Origin of the sequence: Acinetobacter sp. RF14B (assembly GCF_006864105.1) — a bacterium.
GTDB classification, from domain to species: Bacteria; Pseudomonadota; Gammaproteobacteria; order Pseudomonadales; family Moraxellaceae; genus Acinetobacter; species Acinetobacter lwoffii_C.
In genome coordinates, this window is record NZ_SMTB01000020.1 from 1 (window position 1) to 19,723 (window position 19,723).

At 46.8% G+C, this 19,723-nt stretch carries 18 protein-coding genes, 1 pseudogene and 1 riboswitch; of the genes and pseudogenes, 11 read left to right on the forward strand and 8 right to left on the reverse strand.

Annotated elements, in window-relative coordinates:
• Window positions 1–95: pseudogene (locus tag E2K52_RS04850) on the forward strand (Holliday junction resolvase RuvX); the annotation flags it as partial.
• 90 nt (window positions 96–185) lie between these two features.
• Here E2K52_RS04850 and E2K52_RS04855 read toward each other — a convergent pair.
• A complete protein-coding gene (locus tag E2K52_RS04855; protein WP_151204031.1) occupies window positions 186–806 on the reverse strand; it encodes an alpha-ketoglutarate-dependent dioxygenase AlkB family protein in 621 nt (206 codons plus the stop codon).
• A gap of 148 nt (window positions 807–954) precedes the next feature.
• On the opposite strand from E2K52_RS04855, the gene E2K52_RS04860 reads away from it, so the two are divergent.
• Window positions 955–2,745 carry an ABC transporter ATP-binding protein gene (locus E2K52_RS04860; RefSeq protein ID WP_151204032.1) on the forward strand — a complete coding sequence of 597 codons (1,791 nt, stop codon included), beginning with the start codon at window positions 955–957 and terminating at the stop codon, window positions 2,743–2,745.
• Window positions 2,746–3,346: 601 nt separating this feature from the next.
• Here E2K52_RS04860 and phoU read toward each other — a convergent pair.
• Together phoU and E2K52_RS04870 are read right to left on the reverse strand one after the other, a co-directional pair.
• On the reverse strand, window positions 3,347–4,063 hold the full coding sequence (gene phoU, locus E2K52_RS04865) for a phosphate signaling complex protein PhoU (protein ID WP_151204033.1): 717 nt from the start codon (window positions 4,061–4,063) through the stop codon (window positions 3,347–3,349).
• Between the two features lie 121 nt (window positions 4,064–4,184).
• Complete coding sequence (locus tag E2K52_RS04870) at window positions 4,185–5,528, reverse strand: TolC family outer membrane protein (RefSeq protein WP_151204034.1); 1,344 nt, start codon at window positions 5,526–5,528, stop codon at window positions 4,185–4,187.
• 285 nt (window positions 5,529–5,813) lie between these two features.
• Between E2K52_RS04870 and E2K52_RS04875 the strand changes: the two genes are divergently transcribed.
• The 7 genes from E2K52_RS04875 (at window position 5,814) to E2K52_RS04905 (ending at window position 12,539) form a co-directional block, all read left to right on the forward strand.
• A complete protein-coding gene (locus E2K52_RS04875; protein ID WP_151204035.1) occupies window positions 5,814–6,851 on the forward strand; it encodes a hypothetical protein in 1,038 nt (345 codons plus the stop codon).
• Between the two features lie 90 nt (window positions 6,852–6,941).
• Window positions 6,942–7,071: riboswitch (TPP riboswitch) on the forward strand.
• Window positions 7,072–7,159: 88 nt separating this feature from the next.
• Entirely contained in the window at window positions 7,160–9,037 is a 1,878-nt protein-coding gene (gene thiC, locus E2K52_RS04880) for a phosphomethylpyrimidine synthase ThiC (protein WP_151204036.1), read from the forward strand.
• A 76-nt stretch (window positions 9,038–9,113) separates the two neighbouring features.
• Window positions 9,114–9,749, forward strand: coding sequence for an NUDIX domain-containing protein (locus tag E2K52_RS04885; protein ID WP_151204037.1), 636 nt, complete (start codon window positions 9,114–9,116; stop codon window positions 9,747–9,749).
• A complete protein-coding gene (gene cpdA, locus E2K52_RS04890; protein ID WP_151204038.1) occupies window positions 9,746–10,561 on the forward strand; it encodes a 3',5'-cyclic-AMP phosphodiesterase in 816 nt (271 codons plus the stop codon). Before E2K52_RS04885 ends, cpdA begins: the two co-directional genes overlap by 4 nt.
• A 210-nt stretch (window positions 10,562–10,771) precedes the next feature.
• Entirely contained in the window at window positions 10,772–11,299 is a 528-nt protein-coding gene (dksA, locus tag E2K52_RS04895) for an RNA polymerase-binding protein DksA (protein ID WP_151204039.1), read from the forward strand.
• 2 nt (window positions 11,300–11,301) lie between these two features.
• Complete coding sequence (gene gluQRS / locus E2K52_RS04900; protein WP_171478809.1) at window positions 11,302–12,222, forward strand: tRNA glutamyl-Q(34) synthetase GluQRS; 921 nt, start codon at window positions 11,302–11,304, stop codon at window positions 12,220–12,222.
• Window positions 12,223–12,278: 56 nt separating this feature from the next.
• Entirely contained in the window at window positions 12,279–12,539 is a 261-nt protein-coding gene (locus E2K52_RS04905) for a zinc ribbon domain-containing protein (protein ID WP_151204041.1), read from the forward strand.
• Here the strand turns inward: E2K52_RS04905 and ftsW are convergent.
• From ftsW to E2K52_RS04930, 5 genes are all read right to left on the reverse strand, one after another.
• On the reverse strand, window positions 12,528–13,724 hold the full coding sequence (gene ftsW / locus E2K52_RS04910) for a putative lipid II flippase FtsW (RefSeq protein ID WP_151204042.1): 1,197 nt from the start codon (window positions 13,722–13,724) through the stop codon (window positions 12,528–12,530). The two genes, E2K52_RS04905 and ftsW, sit on opposite strands and share 12 nt — an antisense overlap.
• A gap of 20 nt (window positions 13,725–13,744) precedes the next feature.
• A complete protein-coding gene (gene murD / locus E2K52_RS04915) occupies window positions 13,745–15,091 on the reverse strand; it encodes a UDP-N-acetylmuramoyl-L-alanine--D-glutamate ligase (protein ID WP_151204043.1) in 1,347 nt (448 codons plus the stop codon).
• A gap of 162 nt (window positions 15,092–15,253) precedes the next feature.
• Entirely contained in the window at window positions 15,254–15,502 is a 249-nt protein-coding gene (locus E2K52_RS04920) for a DUF6587 family protein (RefSeq protein ID WP_151204044.1), read from the reverse strand.
• Window positions 15,503–15,559: 57 nt separating this feature from the next.
• The gene (gene feoB, locus E2K52_RS04925) at window positions 15,560–17,416 is read right to left on the reverse strand and encodes a ferrous iron transporter B (RefSeq protein ID WP_151204045.1); all 1,857 of its coding nucleotides are present in this window, start codon (window positions 17,414–17,416) and stop codon (window positions 15,560–15,562) included.
• Window positions 17,413–17,673, reverse strand: a complete 261-nt coding sequence (locus E2K52_RS04930; RefSeq protein ID WP_151204046.1) for a FeoA family protein — start codon at window positions 17,671–17,673, stop codon at window positions 17,413–17,415. The genes feoB and E2K52_RS04930 overlap by 4 nt, the downstream gene beginning before the upstream one ends.
• A 174-nt stretch (window positions 17,674–17,847) precedes the next feature.
• Between E2K52_RS04930 and xerD the strand changes: the two genes are divergently transcribed.
• Window positions 17,848–18,765 (forward strand): site-specific tyrosine recombinase XerD, encoded by a 918-nt coding sequence (xerD, locus tag E2K52_RS04935; RefSeq protein WP_151204047.1) that lies wholly within the window; start codon window positions 17,848–17,850, stop codon window positions 18,763–18,765.
• Window positions 18,766–18,865: 100 nt separating this feature from the next.
• Entirely contained in the window at window positions 18,866–19,678 is an 813-nt protein-coding gene (locus E2K52_RS04940; protein WP_151204048.1) for a DsbC family protein, read from the forward strand.
• Window positions 19,679–19,723 lie beyond the last annotated feature (45 nt).

The window sequence follows — 19,723 nt, forward strand, 5'->3', positions numbered from 1 at the left end:
CGCAGGGTCGCGGCAAGAAACTGTCGGCGGACAGCATTGCAGCTGCCTTGCTGATTGAAAGCTGGTATCGTCATCCGGCCGGAATTCAGCCTTAAGTCCTCATCATGGTGTCCGGTAGGTAGATCCATACCGGGCACAGTGCCCAATTATCTGCAATAAAATCCTGATCATCTTTAAAGGATTAATCACGTATAAAAATAACGAAACGTCAGGTTAATTCTCGGCTCTAGCACTTTGGTAGTTTTGCGGATGCAGTGCTTCCAGTAACGCTGGGTCATCCCGCGCATCACGATTAATTGACCACTTTGCAATAACAGATCGACTTTGGCATCACGGGTTTTATGCTTGAAACTCATTTTTCGGGTGGCACCCAAACTCAAAGAAGCAATCACATTTTCCTGCTGATGGGTGCTGTATAAAGCAGCTTCATCATCACTATGCCAGCCCAGCCCCTGAGAACCATCTGCATAGAGATTCGCCAGACAGGAATTAAAGGCATGACCGGCCAACTCCTCAATGTTTTGTTTTAGCTCCAACAACTGGGGCACCCATGCATGTGCCTGTCTGGAAGTACCAGAATAATGATATTGATAATGTTGATCACCATACCAGGCCACTTTCCGCCCGGTGATATAATGCTGGCCAAATATAGTAACCTCATCCGCCTGCCAGGCCAGATGCGCTAAAAATTCCTGCAGATACTGCTGGCTCTGGTGATCATCCAGAATCTGGCCATAGTCCTCCACCACACCATCAAAAGGCAATACATTTGCTTGGGGCGCTGCAGAAAATAAATCCTTTGTCATTTCGATGCACCTCTATCATTGCTTAAAATCTTGATACTGCAATGAAAAATTTACAATCCAATGTCACAAATCACTACAACATGGCCCCTTGTGAGCCTGCAAAATCCTGCCTAGACTAAACCCACTTCCACAATAAAAATAATTGCTTATGAATTTGTGGCAACTATTTCTCAAATTGCGGCCTTTTGTCCGGCCTTATCGTGTGCTGGTGATTGCCACCCTGATCCTGACCCTGATTGGTTCCTTTACGGCACAGGTCAATGCAATTACCTTGCAATATGCAGTCGATAGTATCAACCGCCTTCTGGAAACCGGCCAGGGGCTGGATGAAGGCTGGCACATTCTTATCACTATTTCCATCATTTTGCTTGGCAAGGAGATCATCAATGCCTTTGTTCAGTTCGGCCAGAAATTTTATGGAGAAAAGTTAAGGATTTTTGTCTCACAGGACTTGGCTCAGGGCATTATTGAAAAATTTCTCACCTATCGTCTGGCTTTTTTTAATCAGGACAATAATCAGGCCGGAAAATTACAGACCCGGATTGATCGCGGGATCGGCTCCCTGACCCGTTTGGTGCAGATTTTTTTTATTGATATTTTGCCTTTATTTACCAGTGCAATTGTGGCTTTGGGACTGATGTACTATGCCAATTTTTATGTCGGGCTGGTGGCGACTGCCATCGTACCGGTGTATTTCTGGCTGACTTATCAACAGGCACAAAAGCTCGGTGGTTGGCGCCGCAACCTGCGGGATGGCCGGGAGAAAAAAAGCCAGGGGATTCTGAGCATTATCAATTCAATTACGGTCATTAAATCCTTTAACCGCGAAGCGATTGAATCAGATAAGCAGTTAAAATTGCAACGTGAACTGACTGATAATCAAATGAAAACCCGTCAGACCAGCTTTCTGTTTGATGGCTTAAAGACCTTTATCGAACAGATTGGCATTGTGCTGATTATTATTCTGACCTCCTATTTTGTTCTGGATGGGCAGATGAGTATTGGCATGATCATGTTTCATGTGCTGCTCTTTAATAATGTCTCGGCCCCCATTCGTTCCCTGCACCGGATTTATGATGAGGTCAACGATGCCATGATTTATTCAGAAAGTTTTTTTAATATTCTGGAGGCCGATCATGAAATTGAACAGAGTGGCCAGCAAAAACCGCCTATTCAAGGTCATTTTAAACTGCGCGGTGTAAATTTTTATTATCCGAATGGGCACCATGCCCTCAAAGAAATTGAAATGGAAATCCGGCCCAATACCATTACCGCCCTGGTCGGTTTGTCGGGCGCAGGAAAATCGACCTTGATCAGCCTGCTGGACAAGTTTTATGCACCGCAGCAAGGCCAGATCCTACTCGATGGAATTGATTTAAAAGACTATGACACCCAGTATCTGCGTGATCATATTGGGCTGGTTCTGCAAAAAAACCATATTTTTCAAGGCACGATTTTTGACAATATCCGGTATGGAAAAACCGATGCTCGACTGGAAGAGGTCATTCAGGCGGCCCAGAAAGCTTCCATTCATGAGCAGATCCTACAATTACCACAAGCCTATGAATCGGATGCTTTGCAGCTTTCTGGCGGACAGCAGCAGCGTATTGCACTGGCACGTATGTTCCTGAAAAACCCACCCATTATTTTTCTGGATGAACCCACGGCAAGTCTGGATGCAATTGCAACCGAACAGATCAAACACAGTCTGGACCAGATTAAACAGGGCCGGACGGTGATTATCATTTCACATAGCCTGTCGCAAATTATCGATGCGGATTATACCTATGTCATGAAAGAGGGGACGATTGCAGAACATGGCGAACATGATCAGCTTTACCATCAAAATGGGGTCTATAAAGAGATTTTTGATGCGATGGCAAAAAGCCTGAATATTGAAAAAATTGCCAGAACCTTTGAAGAAGAGACGCATAGTTAAGCTGGGGAGCAGCCAGTCTTTAACCCACTTGCTTCAAGCCTTACCAATGCGCGGAGTGATCCCTTGGCGCACTCCTGCCTTGCATTCTTCAATCAGTTAGAAAAATAGAGTTTTATAGCGAACTTAAGCAGCTGGTCTCTATTTTCTATCCAGTCAGGCAGCGGTTAAAACCGCATAATCCGCTCCCCGGATATAGAGTGATATTGATAATCCAGCCCATAAAAGTGATAACCAACTTCAGCTTGGCTGAAAAATAAATTTCAGGGTGATCGCTTGTATTTTTATCCCCCTATAAAATACCCCCTACAAATATAGTCTTATTTTTAAACCTGATATGTCCGACCATCTTCAATAAAGCTCATATTTATTGAAACAGGGTCTGATTTTTTATTCTGTATAGATCTAAAACATTCCCCATATGCTCACAACAGCTTCCGCCTATTCTGAAATAGCCTTATTATTAAGGCCATCTATCTTTTTGTTTTTTTTAGGCTAACCCTGTCCAGTGTTAATCTGACATCTAGGTTTGAAATCTTTAAAATTTAAAAACTCTGAAACATTAAGAAGCTGTTCTTTTTTTGATCTAGGTAACGGAATAGGCTTAACGCACACGTTGCTCAACTTCTTCGACACTGGCATGGCGTACGTCAAAGCCTTTGACCATATAAATGACCTGCTCTGAAATATTGCGCGCATGATCACCAATTCGTTCCAGTGAGCGTAATACCCATAAAACATTAATTACCCGACTAATATGTCGCGGATCTTCAATCATATAGGTCATCAGGGTACGCGTTGCGGACTGATATTCACGGTCAATATCCCCATCCGCCAGCATTACCCGCAGGGCCTGATCGACATCCAGCCGTGCAAACGCATCTAATGCATCATGAATCATGACACGCACCTGATTACCAATATGACGGGTTTCCATATAACCACGTGGTGAGCCGCCTTCTTCACATAAACTTTGGGCAATACGGGCAATTTTTGCAGCCTCATCTCCAATACGCTCAAGGTCGGTATTGGCCTTGGACATGGCAATCACCATACGCAGGTCAATTGCCGCAGGATGACGGCGTGCCAGAATCAGGGTCAGCGCTTCATCAATTTCACTTTCCAGGCGATTGACCACATTGTCCTGAAACTGTACATCAATAGCCATCGCGGCATCTGTATCCAGCAAAGCATGAATCGCATTGGCCACTTGTTGCTCTACCATTCCGCCCATGGTCATGAATTTGGTATTCACATCCTGCAAATCCTCATTAAATTGCGAAGAAATGTGATGACTTAAAACAGGATTATTTGGACTCAAGGATATTTACTCCTGAACAGCACACAGCAGTGATCGTTAATGGATCAATATTAAAGCATATCTTTGATGAAAGTTTGATGACAAGTCAAAAAGCCATGTATTTATGCCATATCAACAGAGCCTAAGGATACTCCACCAGCCAGGCATTGATTTCTGCCAGCTGTTTTTCTGTCAGTTGCCCGACCGATGCCTGTAATTGCAGGACATGCAGCACATAGTCATATTTAGCATTCAGATAATCGGTTTTGGCCGAGAAAGCATTACGCTGGGCCAGTAAAATATCGACCATGGCTTTTAAGCCTTCCTCATATTGGGCACGGGATGCGCGTGAGACCATTTCCGAGGACTCCATCGCAGCCTGACGGGCCTTGAGTTTGGCCTGATCGGTTTCTACCTGTAAATAAGACTGCTTCACCTCGGTATGGGCCTTACGCATGGCAGCCTCCAGCTGGGAGGCACTTTTCTGTACATTAACACTGGCCTGGCGGATGCTTTTCTGGGTACGGCCACCGCTAAACAGATTCCAGTTTACTTCTAGGCCGATCTGGTCAAAATCGCCATTGCTCGACAGCACAGTTTCAGGGGTTTGTTTTAAATAGCCATAAGTTCCCACCGCCTCAACTTGCGGATAAAGGGCTGCCTGTTCTACCCGCTTGGCATCTTCAGAATAACGTTTTTGCAGACGCGCTTGCAGAATTCCCAGGTTCTGGTGCTGAGCCAGATCAATCCAGGCATCAATGCTCTCCGGAATGGGCTTCTGGAACTGGAAATCTTCCCGCAACACAGCCAGATTCTCGCGATAAGGCCCAATCAGTTGAGCCAGCTGTTCCTGAGCCAGCACCAGCTGTACCTGGGTTGAAATCCGGTTGGCCTGAGCACTCTGATATTGGGCATTGGCTTCACTGACATCACTGCGGGCTACCAGCCCCTCTTTGAGCTTGGCCGTCATGATGCCCAACTGTTCTAACAGAGCCTGTTCTTCCTGCAAATAGGCCATGGTCAGGGATTGTTGGCGCAGGACATTAAAATAGCCTTCAGCGACCTGTAAAATATGCTGCTGTTTTTGCAGGCGTAAATTGACTTCACTCAGCTCTACCGAGGTTTTGACCTGCTTATAACCCTGCCAGGCATCCCAGCGAAATAAAGGCTGCCGTGCAGTAACTGCAATCTGGCGGCTGGTGGTACTAGCCCCCTGTAACTCGCCAAAATCGGCAGGAAGCCCCTCAATCTGCGAGTGATTAACAGACTGGTTTTTACGGCTGAGATTACCTGAAAGCGTGACAGTCGGCAGTAAATTCCCGCTGGCAATTCCAAGATTCAGCTGATCGGCCTGATACTGCAAGACATTGGCCTGCCAGTTGGGATCATTGTGCTGAGCGCGCTGATAGGCATCGAGTAAATCCAGTGCCCACAGCTCGAAACTTGCACAGCATAAACAGGCACTCACAATGAGTTTTAATTTCATTTTATTCGTCTTTACCCCTAACCGCCCTTAAAATTATCCAATTCCAGGCCTTTCTGCTCCCCAGAATACTAAAGATTTCTTTTGAATGATTACGTATAACTTTTATTAAGTTTTTAATATAGAACGACGATTTTATTCAAGATTCCTTCAACTTTCAGAATCCTTCACATCCGCTTAACAAAGCCGTTCACAATACTAAACATAGTATTTTAATTTGATCTATACAATAGAATTCCCGCTAAAGCAGTCATTTCTGATTTTCACCGCAAAGAGTACGTAAACATAGTGTTAACGCGATTCCAGTCAATATTCAAATATGGTTTAGTTTTGAGCAGTTTGCTGTTCGTAGGAGCATGTCAGCAGCCTTCAGAACCGCAGCTTGAAATTGAACAGGGGGAGCTTAAAGCCACGCTGAGTCCGGAACATGATTTTACGCTCATGTGCCAGAATATTGAAAAAAATATGGCCCAGATTAATGATCAGCGCACCACCTTTGCGCTGGAGCAGATTAATCAGGACCTGAAAGTGTGTCTGCCACTGATGGAACTGGCCGAGCAGAAACACCTGATGCAACATTCAACCGAGATGTATCAGCGCTTTTTAAATGTTGAACGTAGCGAATTCCAGCAACGCGCCTTTGAGCAATATTCTCTGGAAATGGCCCAGCATCCAACCATTCAGCAGAGTCATTTTGAACAGCTGACCTCGCGTGACCAGTACCTGTTAAAACATAAAGGGCAAGCCTATGTAGAATTGCTGGATCTTGGAGATGGTCAGCTGCATTATCGCCGCAGTCCGGAATATCTGGCGCGTATTTTTGCCCCTTATTTACCGGCGCCTGAAAAAACCTTTATTGAGGATCTGGCAGAACAGAATGCCGAACCGGTCCTGATCAACAACCGGCTCCAGATTGACGCAGCAGATATTGCCGCACGTGGCCTGTTCTGGGAAGACTATCTTCAGACCTACCCGCAGAGCAGCTATACACAGGACGCGAAATACCTCCTCAAACAATATACCTACTTCTTGTTCCGCGGCACTGAAGCCTCTCCAGTGTCTGCAGATTATCGGGACCGTTATAGCGTGGATACCAGTCATCTGGAAACCATTATCGGCTTGTCACGCGGTCAGAAATCGACGCTGTCTACGCAGGCACGATTATTTCTGGAGTTTTTAGACATGAGTGCTGAACAGCGTCAGCAGGCGCTGCCGGAAAACTATCGTAACCGTTCCGAGGCCGAACAGATTTTATATTATGCCCAGATCAGCCCGCCCTCGCAGAATTATGAAAAAAACTGCTTTCGAGATGCCATTTGTCTTTAGGGTCGGTTGCACAAAAATAGCTTCTGTTGTTCAAACTTGCAGCCATTGATTTAAAGCTACTTTTTAGACGCCAACTGCGCTAAGATTAAGCTTCGCTTGACGGAGCGCGAGTAGTCCCTCGCTGAGATCATGTAATGCCAATCCTTGACTGGCAGTGAACATGAGTACCGTTGAACCTGATCAGGTTAAAATCTGCGTAGGAATCAAGCCATCTAAAAACCCCAGCCTTTTTTGTCCTGCACAGGATAATACCGCCCACGTTTTTGGTCGTGCTTGATTCGTTGATGTCATTCATAAGGATCATGACAATGAACCAGTTAACGAATCTTTCTTCTGAAACTCCCCTAAGCCAGCATGAACAGGAAGCTCGCGACCTGACCCGTATTCTGCCAGCATCACGTAAAGTCTATTTACAAGGTTCACGTCCCGATATTCAAGTTCCCATGCGGGAAATCTCTTTAAGTGAAACCCCAACCCGTACTGGCAATGAAAGCAATCCCCCTTTGATGGTGTATGACACCTCGGGTGTGTATACAGATCCCAATGTAGCGATTGATCTGAATAAAGGCTTGCCAAATGTACGTGAGCCATGGATCAAGCAGCGTAATGATACAGAAGTGCTGGATCAACTCAGTTCTGAATTTGGCCGCCAGCGTTTGCGTGACATCCGCACGGCCGAAATCCGCTTTGCCCATATTCAAAAACCGCGCCGTGCCAAAGCTGGCCAGAACGTGACCCAGATGCATTATGCCAAACAGGGCATCATTACGCCGGAAATGGAATATATCGCGATTCGGGAAAATCTGCGTCAGCTTGAAGGCGTGGATATGCGCCAGCATCCGGGACAAAACTTTGGAGCAAAAAATCTCACTGAAATTACTCCGGAGTTTGTCCGTCAAGAAGTGGCGGAAGGCCGTGCAATCATTCCGGCCAATATTAATCATCCGGAACTCGAGCCGATGATTATCGGACGTAATTTTTTGGTGAAAATCAATGCCAATATCGGTAACTCTGCACTCGGTTCGAGTATTGAAGAAGAAGTCTCGAAAATGACCTGGGCGACACGCTGGGGGGCAGATACGATTATGGATCTGTCCACCGGACAGAATATTCATGAAACCCGTGAATGGATTATCCGTAACTCTCCGGTGCCGATCGGAACCGTACCAATCTATCAGGCACTGGAAAAAGTCAACGGCGTGGCTGAAGACCTAACCTGGGAGATCTTTAAAGATACCCTGATTGAACAGGCCGAACAGGGTGTGGACTATTTCACCATTCATGCCGGCGTGCTTTTGAGATATGTACCGCTGACGGCAAATCGCTTAACCGGTATTGTGTCACGTGGCGGTTCGATCATGGCGCAGTGGTGTCTGGCCCATCATCAGGAAAACTTCCTCTATACCCATTTCGATGAGATCTGTGAAATCATGAAGGCCTATGATGTCTCCTTTAGTCTGGGAGATGGCCTGCGCCCTGGTTGTATTCAAGATGCCAATGACGAAGCTCAATTTGCCGAGCTGAGAACCTTGGGAGAGCTGACTCACCGTGCCTGGAAACATGATGTACAGGTCATGATTGAAGGCCCGGGCCATGTTCCTATGCATATGATCAAGGAGAATATGGACCTGCAGCTCGAAGTCTGTAAAGAAGCGCCTTTTTATACCTTAGGGCCTTTAACCACCGATATTGCGCCAGGCTATGACCATATTACCTCAGCAATTGGCGCGGCCATGATTGGCTGGTACGGTACGGCCATGCTGTGCTATGTGACCCCCAAAGAGCATTTGGGCCTGCCGAACAAGAAAGATGTCAAAGATGGCATTATTACCTACAAGATTGCAGCGCATGCAGCCGATCTGGCCAAAGGTCATCCAGGTGCTCAAGCCCGCGATAATGCCTTGTCCAAGGCACGTTTTGAATTCCGTTGGGAAGATCAGTTTAACCTGAGTCTGGATCCAGATACCGCGCGCAGTATGCATGATGAAACCATGCCCAAACAGGCGCATAAATCAGCGCATTTCTGTTCAATGTGTGGTCCAAAGTTCTGTTCAATGAAAATCACCCAGAATGTTCGTGACTATGCCAGTCAGCAAGCAGCTGGCCAAGCAGAGATTGAGTCTGGACTGACCCAGATGAAAAATGAGTTTCATAGCACTGGTCAAAAACTATACCACAAGCTATAAACTTCAAAAAAAACAGTTGTCTTCATAAAAATCTCAGATAGGATGAAAACGTAAGTATTTCATCTTTTCTGAGCTTATGAATATTATTAAACAGGCTTCTTACAATAAAAACGATTTTAGTATAGAAGCGCGGGAATTTTTATATCGGGGATTTATTCAGGTTGAAAAAGTCAGCCTGCGCCATCGCCTTTTTCATCAAGCAGCCCAGACACCAGTTTTGCAGCGTGAGTTGATTCATCGCCCAGAAGCCGCTGGCGTCCTGATTTATAACGACCAGCAACAAAAATTCGCTCTGATCGAACAGTTTCGTATTGGTGGGCTGGATGATGCCGATTCACCCTGGCAACTGGAAATCATTGCCGGCGTACTCGATGGTGATGAAGCGCCGGAACAGTGTATTCGCCGTGAAGCACTGGAAGAATCAGGCTGTAGTATTGAGCATTTACAACATATTTTTAGCTTCTATCCTTCTGCCGGGGCCTGTTCTGAGCTGTTTCACTTATATGTAGCTGAAAGTGTACTGCCTGAAAAGGGCGGTATTTTCGGTATGCCGGATGAAGGAGAAAATATCCAGCTGCATATTCTGGACTATACAGATCTTGCCGAATTGCTCAGCAATGGCCGCTTAAAAAATGCCCCAGTCATTATGGCCTTACAATGGCTGCAAATGCATATCCATACTGCCCAGATATATTTAAGGGGGCAGACATGAAAAATCTAGCCCAATTTGAGAGTGAAAGTGCGCAAGACTGGACCCTGATCCAGATTACCGACACCCATTTAATGGACCGGCCAGACCTGAGTTTTGCCCAGATTAATCCGGAGTACAGCTTCCAGCAGGTCATGCAACATATCCAAACCCATTTTCCACAAATGGATGCCTTGATTCATACCGGTGACTTGGCTCAGGTGCCGGTCGCAGACACCTATGCCCGCTATCTTCAGTCGATTCAGGCCCTGAATGTGCCGTATTACCAGATTCCAGGCAATCATGATGATGCCCGCTATTTTCCGTTTTACCGTAATACGGATCAGGCCCATGCCATCCGTCTGGGAACATGGTCCCTGATCCTATTAAACAGTGCCGTGGCAAATCAGGTAGATGGCTGGATTGAGCAGACCCAGCTAGATCAGCTGGATCAACTTCTAACTGAGCATCGGACGCAACATATTGTAATTGCCTGTCATCATCATCCTTTTGCCATGCAATCGCGCTGGATAGACCAACACCGTCTGAAAAATGCAGATAGTCTGAAACAGGTGATTGCCCGCCATCAAAATGTCAAACTGGTACTGTTTGGCCATGTGCATCAGGACTCCTGTCATGCGTGGCAAGGCGTAGCTTTTTTATCGGCGCCCTCCACCAGTGTGCAGTTCAAACCCAGAAGTGAAAATTTTGCGCTAGATCAGGCCGCACCGGGCTATCGGGTAGTACATTTGTACCAGAATGGCGGGTTTGAGACCCATGTGCAGCGGATTGCCTTCAGTGAGCAAAATATTAATACTGAAATTTCAGGTTATTAACTTTCCAATTTAATTTTTTTGCTTTACCTTAATGCAACCGAAGGAAGTGTGATAGTTATAATCCATACATCAAAGACTATTAAAGCGTATAAAAAGTCTATATGATGACGACCCCCATAGAAGGATAATCCTTCTTCAGGGTGGATAAAAAATTGCATATCACCATATTTTTTGCGTACGTATATACGCATATGATGAGGAATGCCCTAAATGGCGAATGACAACCAAAATCAAGTCTTAGACCAACAAACCGATCTTGTAGAAGGGAAAGCTACCAAGCGAGTACGTAAATCTAAGCCGAAAACGACTGAGGGTGGTTCTACTGCTAGCTTATTTGGTATTGAACCTTATCAACCTAAAAAAAATGAAGAATATATGTCTGAAGGCCAGCTTGGACACTTCCGTCAAATTTTGATGGCATGGAAAGCTGAGCTGATGTCAGAAGTTGACCGTACTTTAAATACCATGCAGGATGAAAATACGGCCCTTCCTGATGTGAATGACCGCGCAACGCAAGAAGAAGAGTTTGCAATCGAGCTGCGTACCCGTGACCGCGAGCGTAAGCTGATCCGCAAAATCGAACAGTCGATTGAAGCGATCCAGAACGATGACTACGGTTTCTGCGAAACTTGCGGTATCGAAATCGGTTTACGCCGTCTGGAAGCCCGTCCAACTGCAACTTTATGTATTGACTGCAAAACTCTGGCAGAAATCAAAGAGAAGCAAAACAACGGTTAATGATGTTCTCCAATAATCCTCCCCTAACCCCTCCCTTAATCAGGGAGGGGGATAACAGGATGGCTTATGTGGGCCGGTTCGCGCCATCGCCAACCGGCCCTTTGCATTTTGGCTCCCTTATTACAGCGGTGGCCAGCTATTGTGATGCCAAAGCCCATCAGGGCCGCTGGCTGGTGCGGATTGAAGATACCGACATTCCGCGTATTTATCCGGGCAGTGAAGCGCATATCCTGCGCGCGCTGGACGCTTTTGAATTTGAGCCAGATAGCGCCATCATTTTTCAGAAAGATCGCCTCGAGCTTTATGAAAAAGTCATTCAGCAGCTCCGTCAGCAAGGACAGGTTTATGCCTGCCAATGCACCCGTAAAATGCTCGGCTCCAACCATATCTATCAGGATACCTGTCGTCATTTAAACCTGGCCTTTGAGCATCAGGCAATCCGCCTCAAGGTTGAAGATGTCACCATCTGCTTTGACGACCGTCTACAAGGCCGGCACTGTTCAGAACTAAAAAAGGACCTCGGGGATTTTGTCCTGAAACGCCGTGATGGGATTATCAACTATCAACTGGCTGTGGTGGTGGACGATTATCTGCAAGGCATGACCCATGTGGTGCGTGGTGCTGATCTGTTAGACAACACCGAACGCCAGATTTATCTGGGGCAGTTACTGGGCTATCCGCGCTTGAGCTATCTGCATCTGCCTTTAGCCATGAATGATCAGGGGCAGAAACTGTCCAAGCAAAATCTGGCACAAGCACTGAATCTCCAGCAGGCTCCCCTGCTCTTGAAACAGGCACTTCAGGCCTTGGGTCAGCTGCCGGTTGACATGGACCGCCCTGCACATATGCTGGAGCAGGCCGTGGCCCAGTGGGATATTGCACGAATTCCTCATACAACACAGCTACAAGGTCACTATGTATAAAAATCAGGTTTGACTTAAGCTAACAACAAGAACAAAGCTCAAAGAGGAAGATCAGGATGTTTTTTATTTTTGGGATAGGACCGAAAACCAAGGTAATTGAGAAAAGCCAGTTTCTCTGCCCGGTCTGCCGCACGCGCTCAGCCTATGAATTAAAGCAGCAGCGCAATTATTTTTCTCTGTTTTTTATTCCCCTAATTCCGCTATCCAAGGCGAAAAGTGCTTTTGTACGCTGTTTGAATTGCGGTACGGTCATGCCGAGCACAGTACTTGACCATGCCCAGCCTGATCCACAGCGTCAGTCCAGTCTAGAAGCTTGATTCTTCGCGGCTTGGATTGACTTGCTGGGTAGTAGCGTCAATTTTCAAAATCAAGCTGATCATCACTGCACAGATAATCAAAGATGAACCGCCATAACTGATAAATGGCAGGGTCAAACCTTTGGTCGGTAACAGCCCCATATTCATCCCGGCATTGACCAGAATTTGCAGCAGGAAAATAATACTGATGCCATAGGCGAGATAACCGGCACGCAAATACTGATGCTGCAAGGCACGATGCCCGATCCGGATGCAACAGACCAGCATGGTAAAGGATAAAAGCAGAATGGTGGCAATGCCCAGAAAACCAAATTCCTCACCCAGAATTGCCAGCATAAAGTCGGTATGTGCTTCAGGCAGATACGACATTTTCTGGATACTATGACCCAGGCCGACGCCTGACCATTCGCCGCGACCAAATGCCATCAGGGCATTCGACAGCTGATAACCTGTGCCGAGCGGATCTTCCCAAGGGTTGGAGAAAGACAGCAAACGCTGTAAACGATACGGCTCCCATGCAATTGCAACGGCAAATACCCCCAACAAGGTCATCAATGCCACCCCAAACTGAATCCAGGGCGCACCCGCCAGAAAGAAGACACCCAGCATAGTCAGGGTAATCACCACCGTTGCCCCAAGATCGGGTTCCAGAATAATTAGACCAACTGTGGCCCCCATGATGGCACTCAAGCGAATCAGCCCTTTAATATTATTTCGGACTTCTTCTGCACGACGTACCACATAGTCGGCTGTAAAAATGGCCATCATGACCTTGGCAACTTCAGAGGCCTGCAAGGTAAAGCCGGCCAGCCTGATCCAGCGTTTGGAACCATTGACTTCAGTCCCGATAAAAAGTACCGCGACCAGCAGCACAATGGTGACTATCCACAAGAAGAAGGTATTGTTAAACCACATCTTTAGCGGGACTTTATAAGCCAGATATGCAGCCACAAGCGCAGCAACAATCGAAATCCCGTGCCGGATTACATAATGAAAGGCATTTTCATGAATACGCTCAGCATACGGCATCGAGGCGGAAGCCACCATGATCGAGCCAATACACAGCAAGGCCAGCACCGAGAAAATCAGCACATTCCGTGCATTGACATCTACCGGCAGTTTTGGCACCCACTGATCATATAAGCGGTTTAATTTATTGATCGTAGTCTGAGCAAACTCAGCCATAGCACCAATCCTTATTATTCTTAATTGAGTTCATTCACATAGGTTACAAATTTGCGACCACGCTCCGGATAGCCCGAGAACATGTCAAAGCTTGCACATGCAGGAGACAATAACACGACATCATGAGCCTGAGTGTGCTTTTGACAGATTTCAACCGCCTGCTGCAAATTATCAGCATGTAGCAGCTCAGTGGTGCCGGCAATCGCCTCTTCAATCAGAGGACGATCTTCCCCAATTAGCACCGCAACCTTGGCATATTGGGATAAAGAATCTCGCAGGGCTTTAAAGTCCTGTCCTTTGCCTTGCCCCCCTAAAATGATGGCTACTTTACCGCCCTGAACTTCAATCGCCGCCCCCAGTCCGTCTAGGGCAGCCTGCGTGGCGCCAATATTGGTGCCTTTAGAGTCATTATAATAACGTACCCCATGCACTTCTTTGACGAACTCACAGCGATGCTCTAAGCCTTTAAAGGTTTTAAGCGTTTCAAGCATGCTATCCAGCGGCAGACCGATCGCCTCTCCCAAAACCAGACACGCCAAGGCATTGGCAATGTTATGTGTTCCCTGCAGATACATCTGGGAACTTTTCAGCAAACGTTCACGGCCACGCGCCAGCCAGATGGTGCCATCTGTTTCTTTGAGAATACCGTACTGATTCATATCGGGTGCATTCAGGCCAAAACTTTGCATGGGGGTGGTATCCGGAACCAGCGGACGCGTCAGAGCATCATCGCGGTTAAACACCACTTTTTTTGCCCCTTGAAAAATACGGTGCTTGGCGGCGTGATAGCCCATCATGTCACCATGACGGTCCAGATGATCTTCACTCATATTTAAAACCACCGCCACTTCAGCATTTAAATTGGAGGTGGTTTCAAGCTGGAAGCTGGACAATTCAAGGATATACAGCTCAGGATCATCTTGGATCAGGTCCAATGCCGGACGGCCAAGATTGCCTCCTACGGCCACCTTTTTACCAGCATCGACTGCCATGAGTCCAATCAGCGTGGTAACGGTACTTTTTGCATTGGAGCCGGTAATTGCTACTATAGGCTTGTGAGTTGCACGGCGTAAAATCTGGATTTCACTCACCACCGGAATGCCTTGTGCAATTGCAGCCTGGATTTCCGCAAGCTTTGGATCAAGTCCCGGACTGATAATGATTTCTTCAGCCGACAGTAAAAGTTCCTGGTCAAAATGACCAAAGCTGGTCTGTACCTCAGCCGGAATCTGGTCATGCCCAGGCGGAGTCGTTCTCGAATCTGTTACTGCAACGCGGTAGCCTTGGCCATGTAAGAAGTTGACGGCTGCAACACCTGAAATTCCGAGTCCTGCAACGACTTTAAGTCCACCACGTTGTATTAACATTTTTGCCCCATTTTCTGGTCTATTTTAAAACTGACGAAATGGTAGCACTTTGCTGTTTTGAATGCTTTTTCTGTTTTGACTTTCTACGGTATTTTTTGTGTCAGTGCGTAAAAAAACCGTCATGCGCATGACGGTTTTTTGAAATCTACTACAATAGCGGCTTTATTTCCATTTGACCGCCTGGGCATCAGGCTTGTTGTGCTTAGTTTGTTCAGATACTGGGCAGGCACAGTTGCCACAACCACTGGCCATTGCTGGTTGCAGCCACTTGGCCAGACGTTCCCAGCCTTTGGCTGCACAGGCATCCGACAGTTTCTGAAAGAACGAGCGCGACGTATTCGGAAATACTTTCTTAAACACCACCAGCGTGCTCCAGAGCACCAGTACCGCTACAATTAAAATCTCAATCATTTCAGTCTCCCCTTCACATCATAAGCTCAAGCATTTCGAGCATGTGCCCGATCCGGTTTAGCCAAAATAATGTGAAGCGATTTGGTAGGTCAGGAATGACATGAAATATGCCAGACCAAACAGGTAAATAGTCATGATACTGACCGTTTTCCAGGAACCGGTTTCACGTTTAACCGTCGCCAGGGTAGCCAGACAGTGTGGTGCATAGATAAACCAGACCAGTAAGGATAAACCGGTTGCCAATGACCAGCCCAAGTCTCCACCGCTACTGATCAGCGAGGCCAGTCCCTCAGACATCGCATCTTCATCCACTGCCGACAAGGCATAAACTGTCCCTAAGGCGGCAACGACAACTTCACGCGCTGCCATGGCCGGAATCAGGGCAATACAGATCTGCCAGTTAAAGCCCAGTGGCGCAAAAATCGGTTGCAGCACATGCCCCAGCATTCCGGCAAAGGAATAATCAATCGCAGGTAGGGTTGCATCTGCTGGGGGTTGCGGGAAAGTACACAGGAACCAGAGCACCACGGACAGCGCAAAGATGATACCGCCCACACGTTTCAAGAAGATTTTGCCGCGGTCTACTAAACCGATCCAGACGTTTTTCAGGTCAGGAAAACGGTAGCTGGGCAGCTCCATCAACAGCATGTGCTGAGATTTATCTTTATAGAAAAATTTCAGTACAAAGGATACCACCAGTGCGCTCACAATCCCCGCCATATACAGGGCAAATAACACCAGCCCTTGCAGGTTCATAAAGCCCCCTACCGTTTGTTCAGGAATAAACGCCGCAATCAGCAGTGCATATACCGGCAAACGAGCCGAACAGGTCATCAATGGTGCAACAAAGATGGTGGTGAGACGGTCACGCGGATCACTAATGGTGCGTGAAGCCATAATCCCCGGGACGGCGCAGGCAAAGCTAGATAGCAAGGGAATAAAAGCACGGCCCGAAAGACCGGCCTTAAACATGAGTTTATCCAGCAGAAAAGCTGCGCGTGGCAGATACCCGGATTCTTCCAGCACCAAAATAAAGAAAAACAGAATCAGAATCTGTGGCAGGAACACGATGACCCCACCGGCACCCGCAATAATCCCATCCACCACCAGGCTATTCAGTAGCGGATGAGCAATATAGGCGCCCAGAAATTCGCCCAGCCAGCCGAAGAATGCTTCAATTCCATCCATGAAAGGTGCAGCCCAGGCAAAAACTGCCTGAAACACCACAAACATCATGATGGCCAGGCTGAGCAGGCCCAATACTGGATGCAGAAAAATCTTGTCCAGAAAGTCGGTGCGCTTATCTTCCTGATCCACATAGTTGACCACATCTTTCAAAATGGTCGCAACCTGTTGATGGCTCGCACCACTTAAACCACTTAGTTCCGTCTGGGGTGTAGAAAACTTGCCCTGCTCCAGCGCATTTTTCAGGTTTTCAATTCCTGAATTACGTACGGCAACCGTTTCAACCACCGGCACTCCCAGACGTTCAGACAACTTCTGGGTATTGATCTGCATCCCACGACGGCGTGCTTCGTCCATCATGTTCAGCACGACCAACATTGGCCGGCCAAGCGCGATCATTTCCAGAACCAGTCCCAGATGCAGTTTCAGGTTAGTTGCATCTACCACACATAAAAAGGCAGCCTGATGCGCTTCTTCAGCAATTTTTCCCTGTACCACGTTGCGGGTAATTTCTTCATCCGGACTGGTGGCATCCAGACTATAGGTACCAGGTAAATCTAAGACACGTACCGCCTGACCTGAAGCTAGCTGAAAATTTCCAACCTTACGCTCAACCGTTACCCCGGCATAGTTGCCGACTTTTTGACGTGATCCAGTTAAGTGATTGAATAATGAAGTTTTACCACAGTTTGGGTTTCCAACAAGCGCAACACGCAAAGTATCACTCATGCTGAAACTCCCTGCTCAATTTCAATTTTAGCTGCTTCCGATTTACGTAAAGCAAAACGTGTAAAGCCGACCTGAATCAGGATCGGGTCTCCTCCGAAAATACCTTTGGTAATCACTTGAACCTGTGTGCCCGGTATAAAGCCTAAAGTCTCCAAGCGGTTTGCAACCACATCATGAGAGGCTTGCTGACTGTCCATCGTTCGATTGACTTTTCGAATGATGGCGGTCTGTTTTGCTTTTAAGTCTGACAAACGCACCGTGAAAATTCCTAAACCCTTTCGCACAGTATACAAACAAATGAGAATAATTAACAAATAAGATTCATTACTTTTCGATTTATTATGCGATGACATCGACACACCAGTAAAATTAAACTACAGTGCAGCATAAGCGTCAGAATTATCAAAGTTTAAACTACGACCCTCGCCATCATGCTGAATAAAACACCCCGTATTCCTGCCCCTGTGCAGATTCCTGATCAATATAGCTTTTTACAAGGTTTCCGGGATTATCTGATTGCGCAGACCGTCAGTCCACATACGCGTAATGCCTATCTGTCCGATCTGCTACAGTGTGCCGACTGTCTCGCCAAACCTTTACCAGAATGGACACATGACGATATTTCCGAGGTTCTGGTGACACTTACCAAACAGCAAAAAAGTCCGCGTTCGATTGCGCGCTGCTTATCTGCCTTGCGTTCTTTTTATAAATTTCTACGTGAACAGAAACTCAGAAACGATAATCCGGTTGCTGGCCATAAAACCCCTAAATTAGGTCGAGCCTTGCCCCAAGATCTATCCGAAGCCGATGTTGAAGCCTTAATTCATGCCCCCGATACCAATACTGCTTTAGGTCTGCGCGATCGGGCCATGTTTGAGGTTTTGTATGCTTGCGGTTTACGGGTCACCGAACTGATTAACCTGCGTCTCGAGCTGATTAACCTGAAACAGGGCTATTTACGTATTGTCGGCAAAGGCAATAAAGAGCGTCTAGTGCCGATGGGACAAGTAGCCTGTGAATGGGTCGAAACCTATCTGCAAGATGCCCGTCCGCAACTCTATAAGACGGCTACCGATTACCTGTTTCTGACCCAGCATGGCGGGATCATGAGCCGGCAAAACTTCTGGTATGCAATTAAGCGCTATGCTTTGCAGGCCGGAATTCAGGCTGAGCTATCGCCGCATACTTTACGGCATGCCTTTGCCACCCATTTACTCAATCATGGTGCAGACTTGCGGGTGGTGCAAATGCTGCTGGGGCATAGCGACTTGTCGACCACCCAGATTTATACCCATGTCGCGCAGATCCGTATGCAGCAATTACATGCCACTCACCATCCACGGGCCTAGACACAGCTGTAAACAGAAAAACCAAGAAGTTTGACGTGTTCTGGTCTTTTTTTGTTATGCTACTGCTCTGTTTTTAGACCAAGAAAAAAAAGGGTTATTTATGACATTTGCCCGTACCAAACTTTTTATCGCATGTGTACTTGCTAGCGGTTTAGGACTCAGTGCATGTTCCAATTCCGACAATGAACAAAAAAAGCAGGACAATCTGACCGCAAGTGCACCAGCGACGGGCGAAGCCTCTACCCTGAGTGAGCGTAATGCACAGCAGCGTCTGCTTTCAACGCTTGAAAAGCATTTTAAAACCGCAGGTATCAGTGCCAAGATCACAGATATTAAAGCCACTGAAGTTCCTAATCTGTCCTGGGTCAGTCTAGAAGGGATGGCGCCAGTATATGTAACAAATGACGGCAAATACCTGATTCAGGGCGATGTCATCCGTCTTGGAAGCAAGCAGCTCTACAATGTCAGTGAAAACCTGCAAGCCGGCGTCAATCAAAAAATCCTGGCCGAACTGAAAACCAAAGATCTGCTGGTCTATCCTGCCAAGACCAAAACCAAGCACGTGATTTATGTATTTACCGATGTCAGCTGCCCGTATTGTCATAAATTCCATGAGCAGATGGATGAAATGAACAGCAAAGGCATTGAGGTGCGTTATATTGCCTGGCCACGTGGAGAGCAGCATATGCCAGCCATGGAAGCCATCTGGTGTAGCAAAGACCGTCATGCTGCTTTTGATCAAGCCATTGCAGGCGGACAGATTCCATCGGCATCCTGTCAGAACCCTGTGAAAGACCAATATCAGATGGGTCTGAATATGGGCGTCAATGGTACACCGGGCGTATACAGTGCTGAAGGGGTTTATCTCGGGGGCTATATGAGTACATCCGAGTTATTAAAGCGGCTTAAATAACTAATTATCATGAGTTATTTTACTTTATTTTATAGATAAAGATAT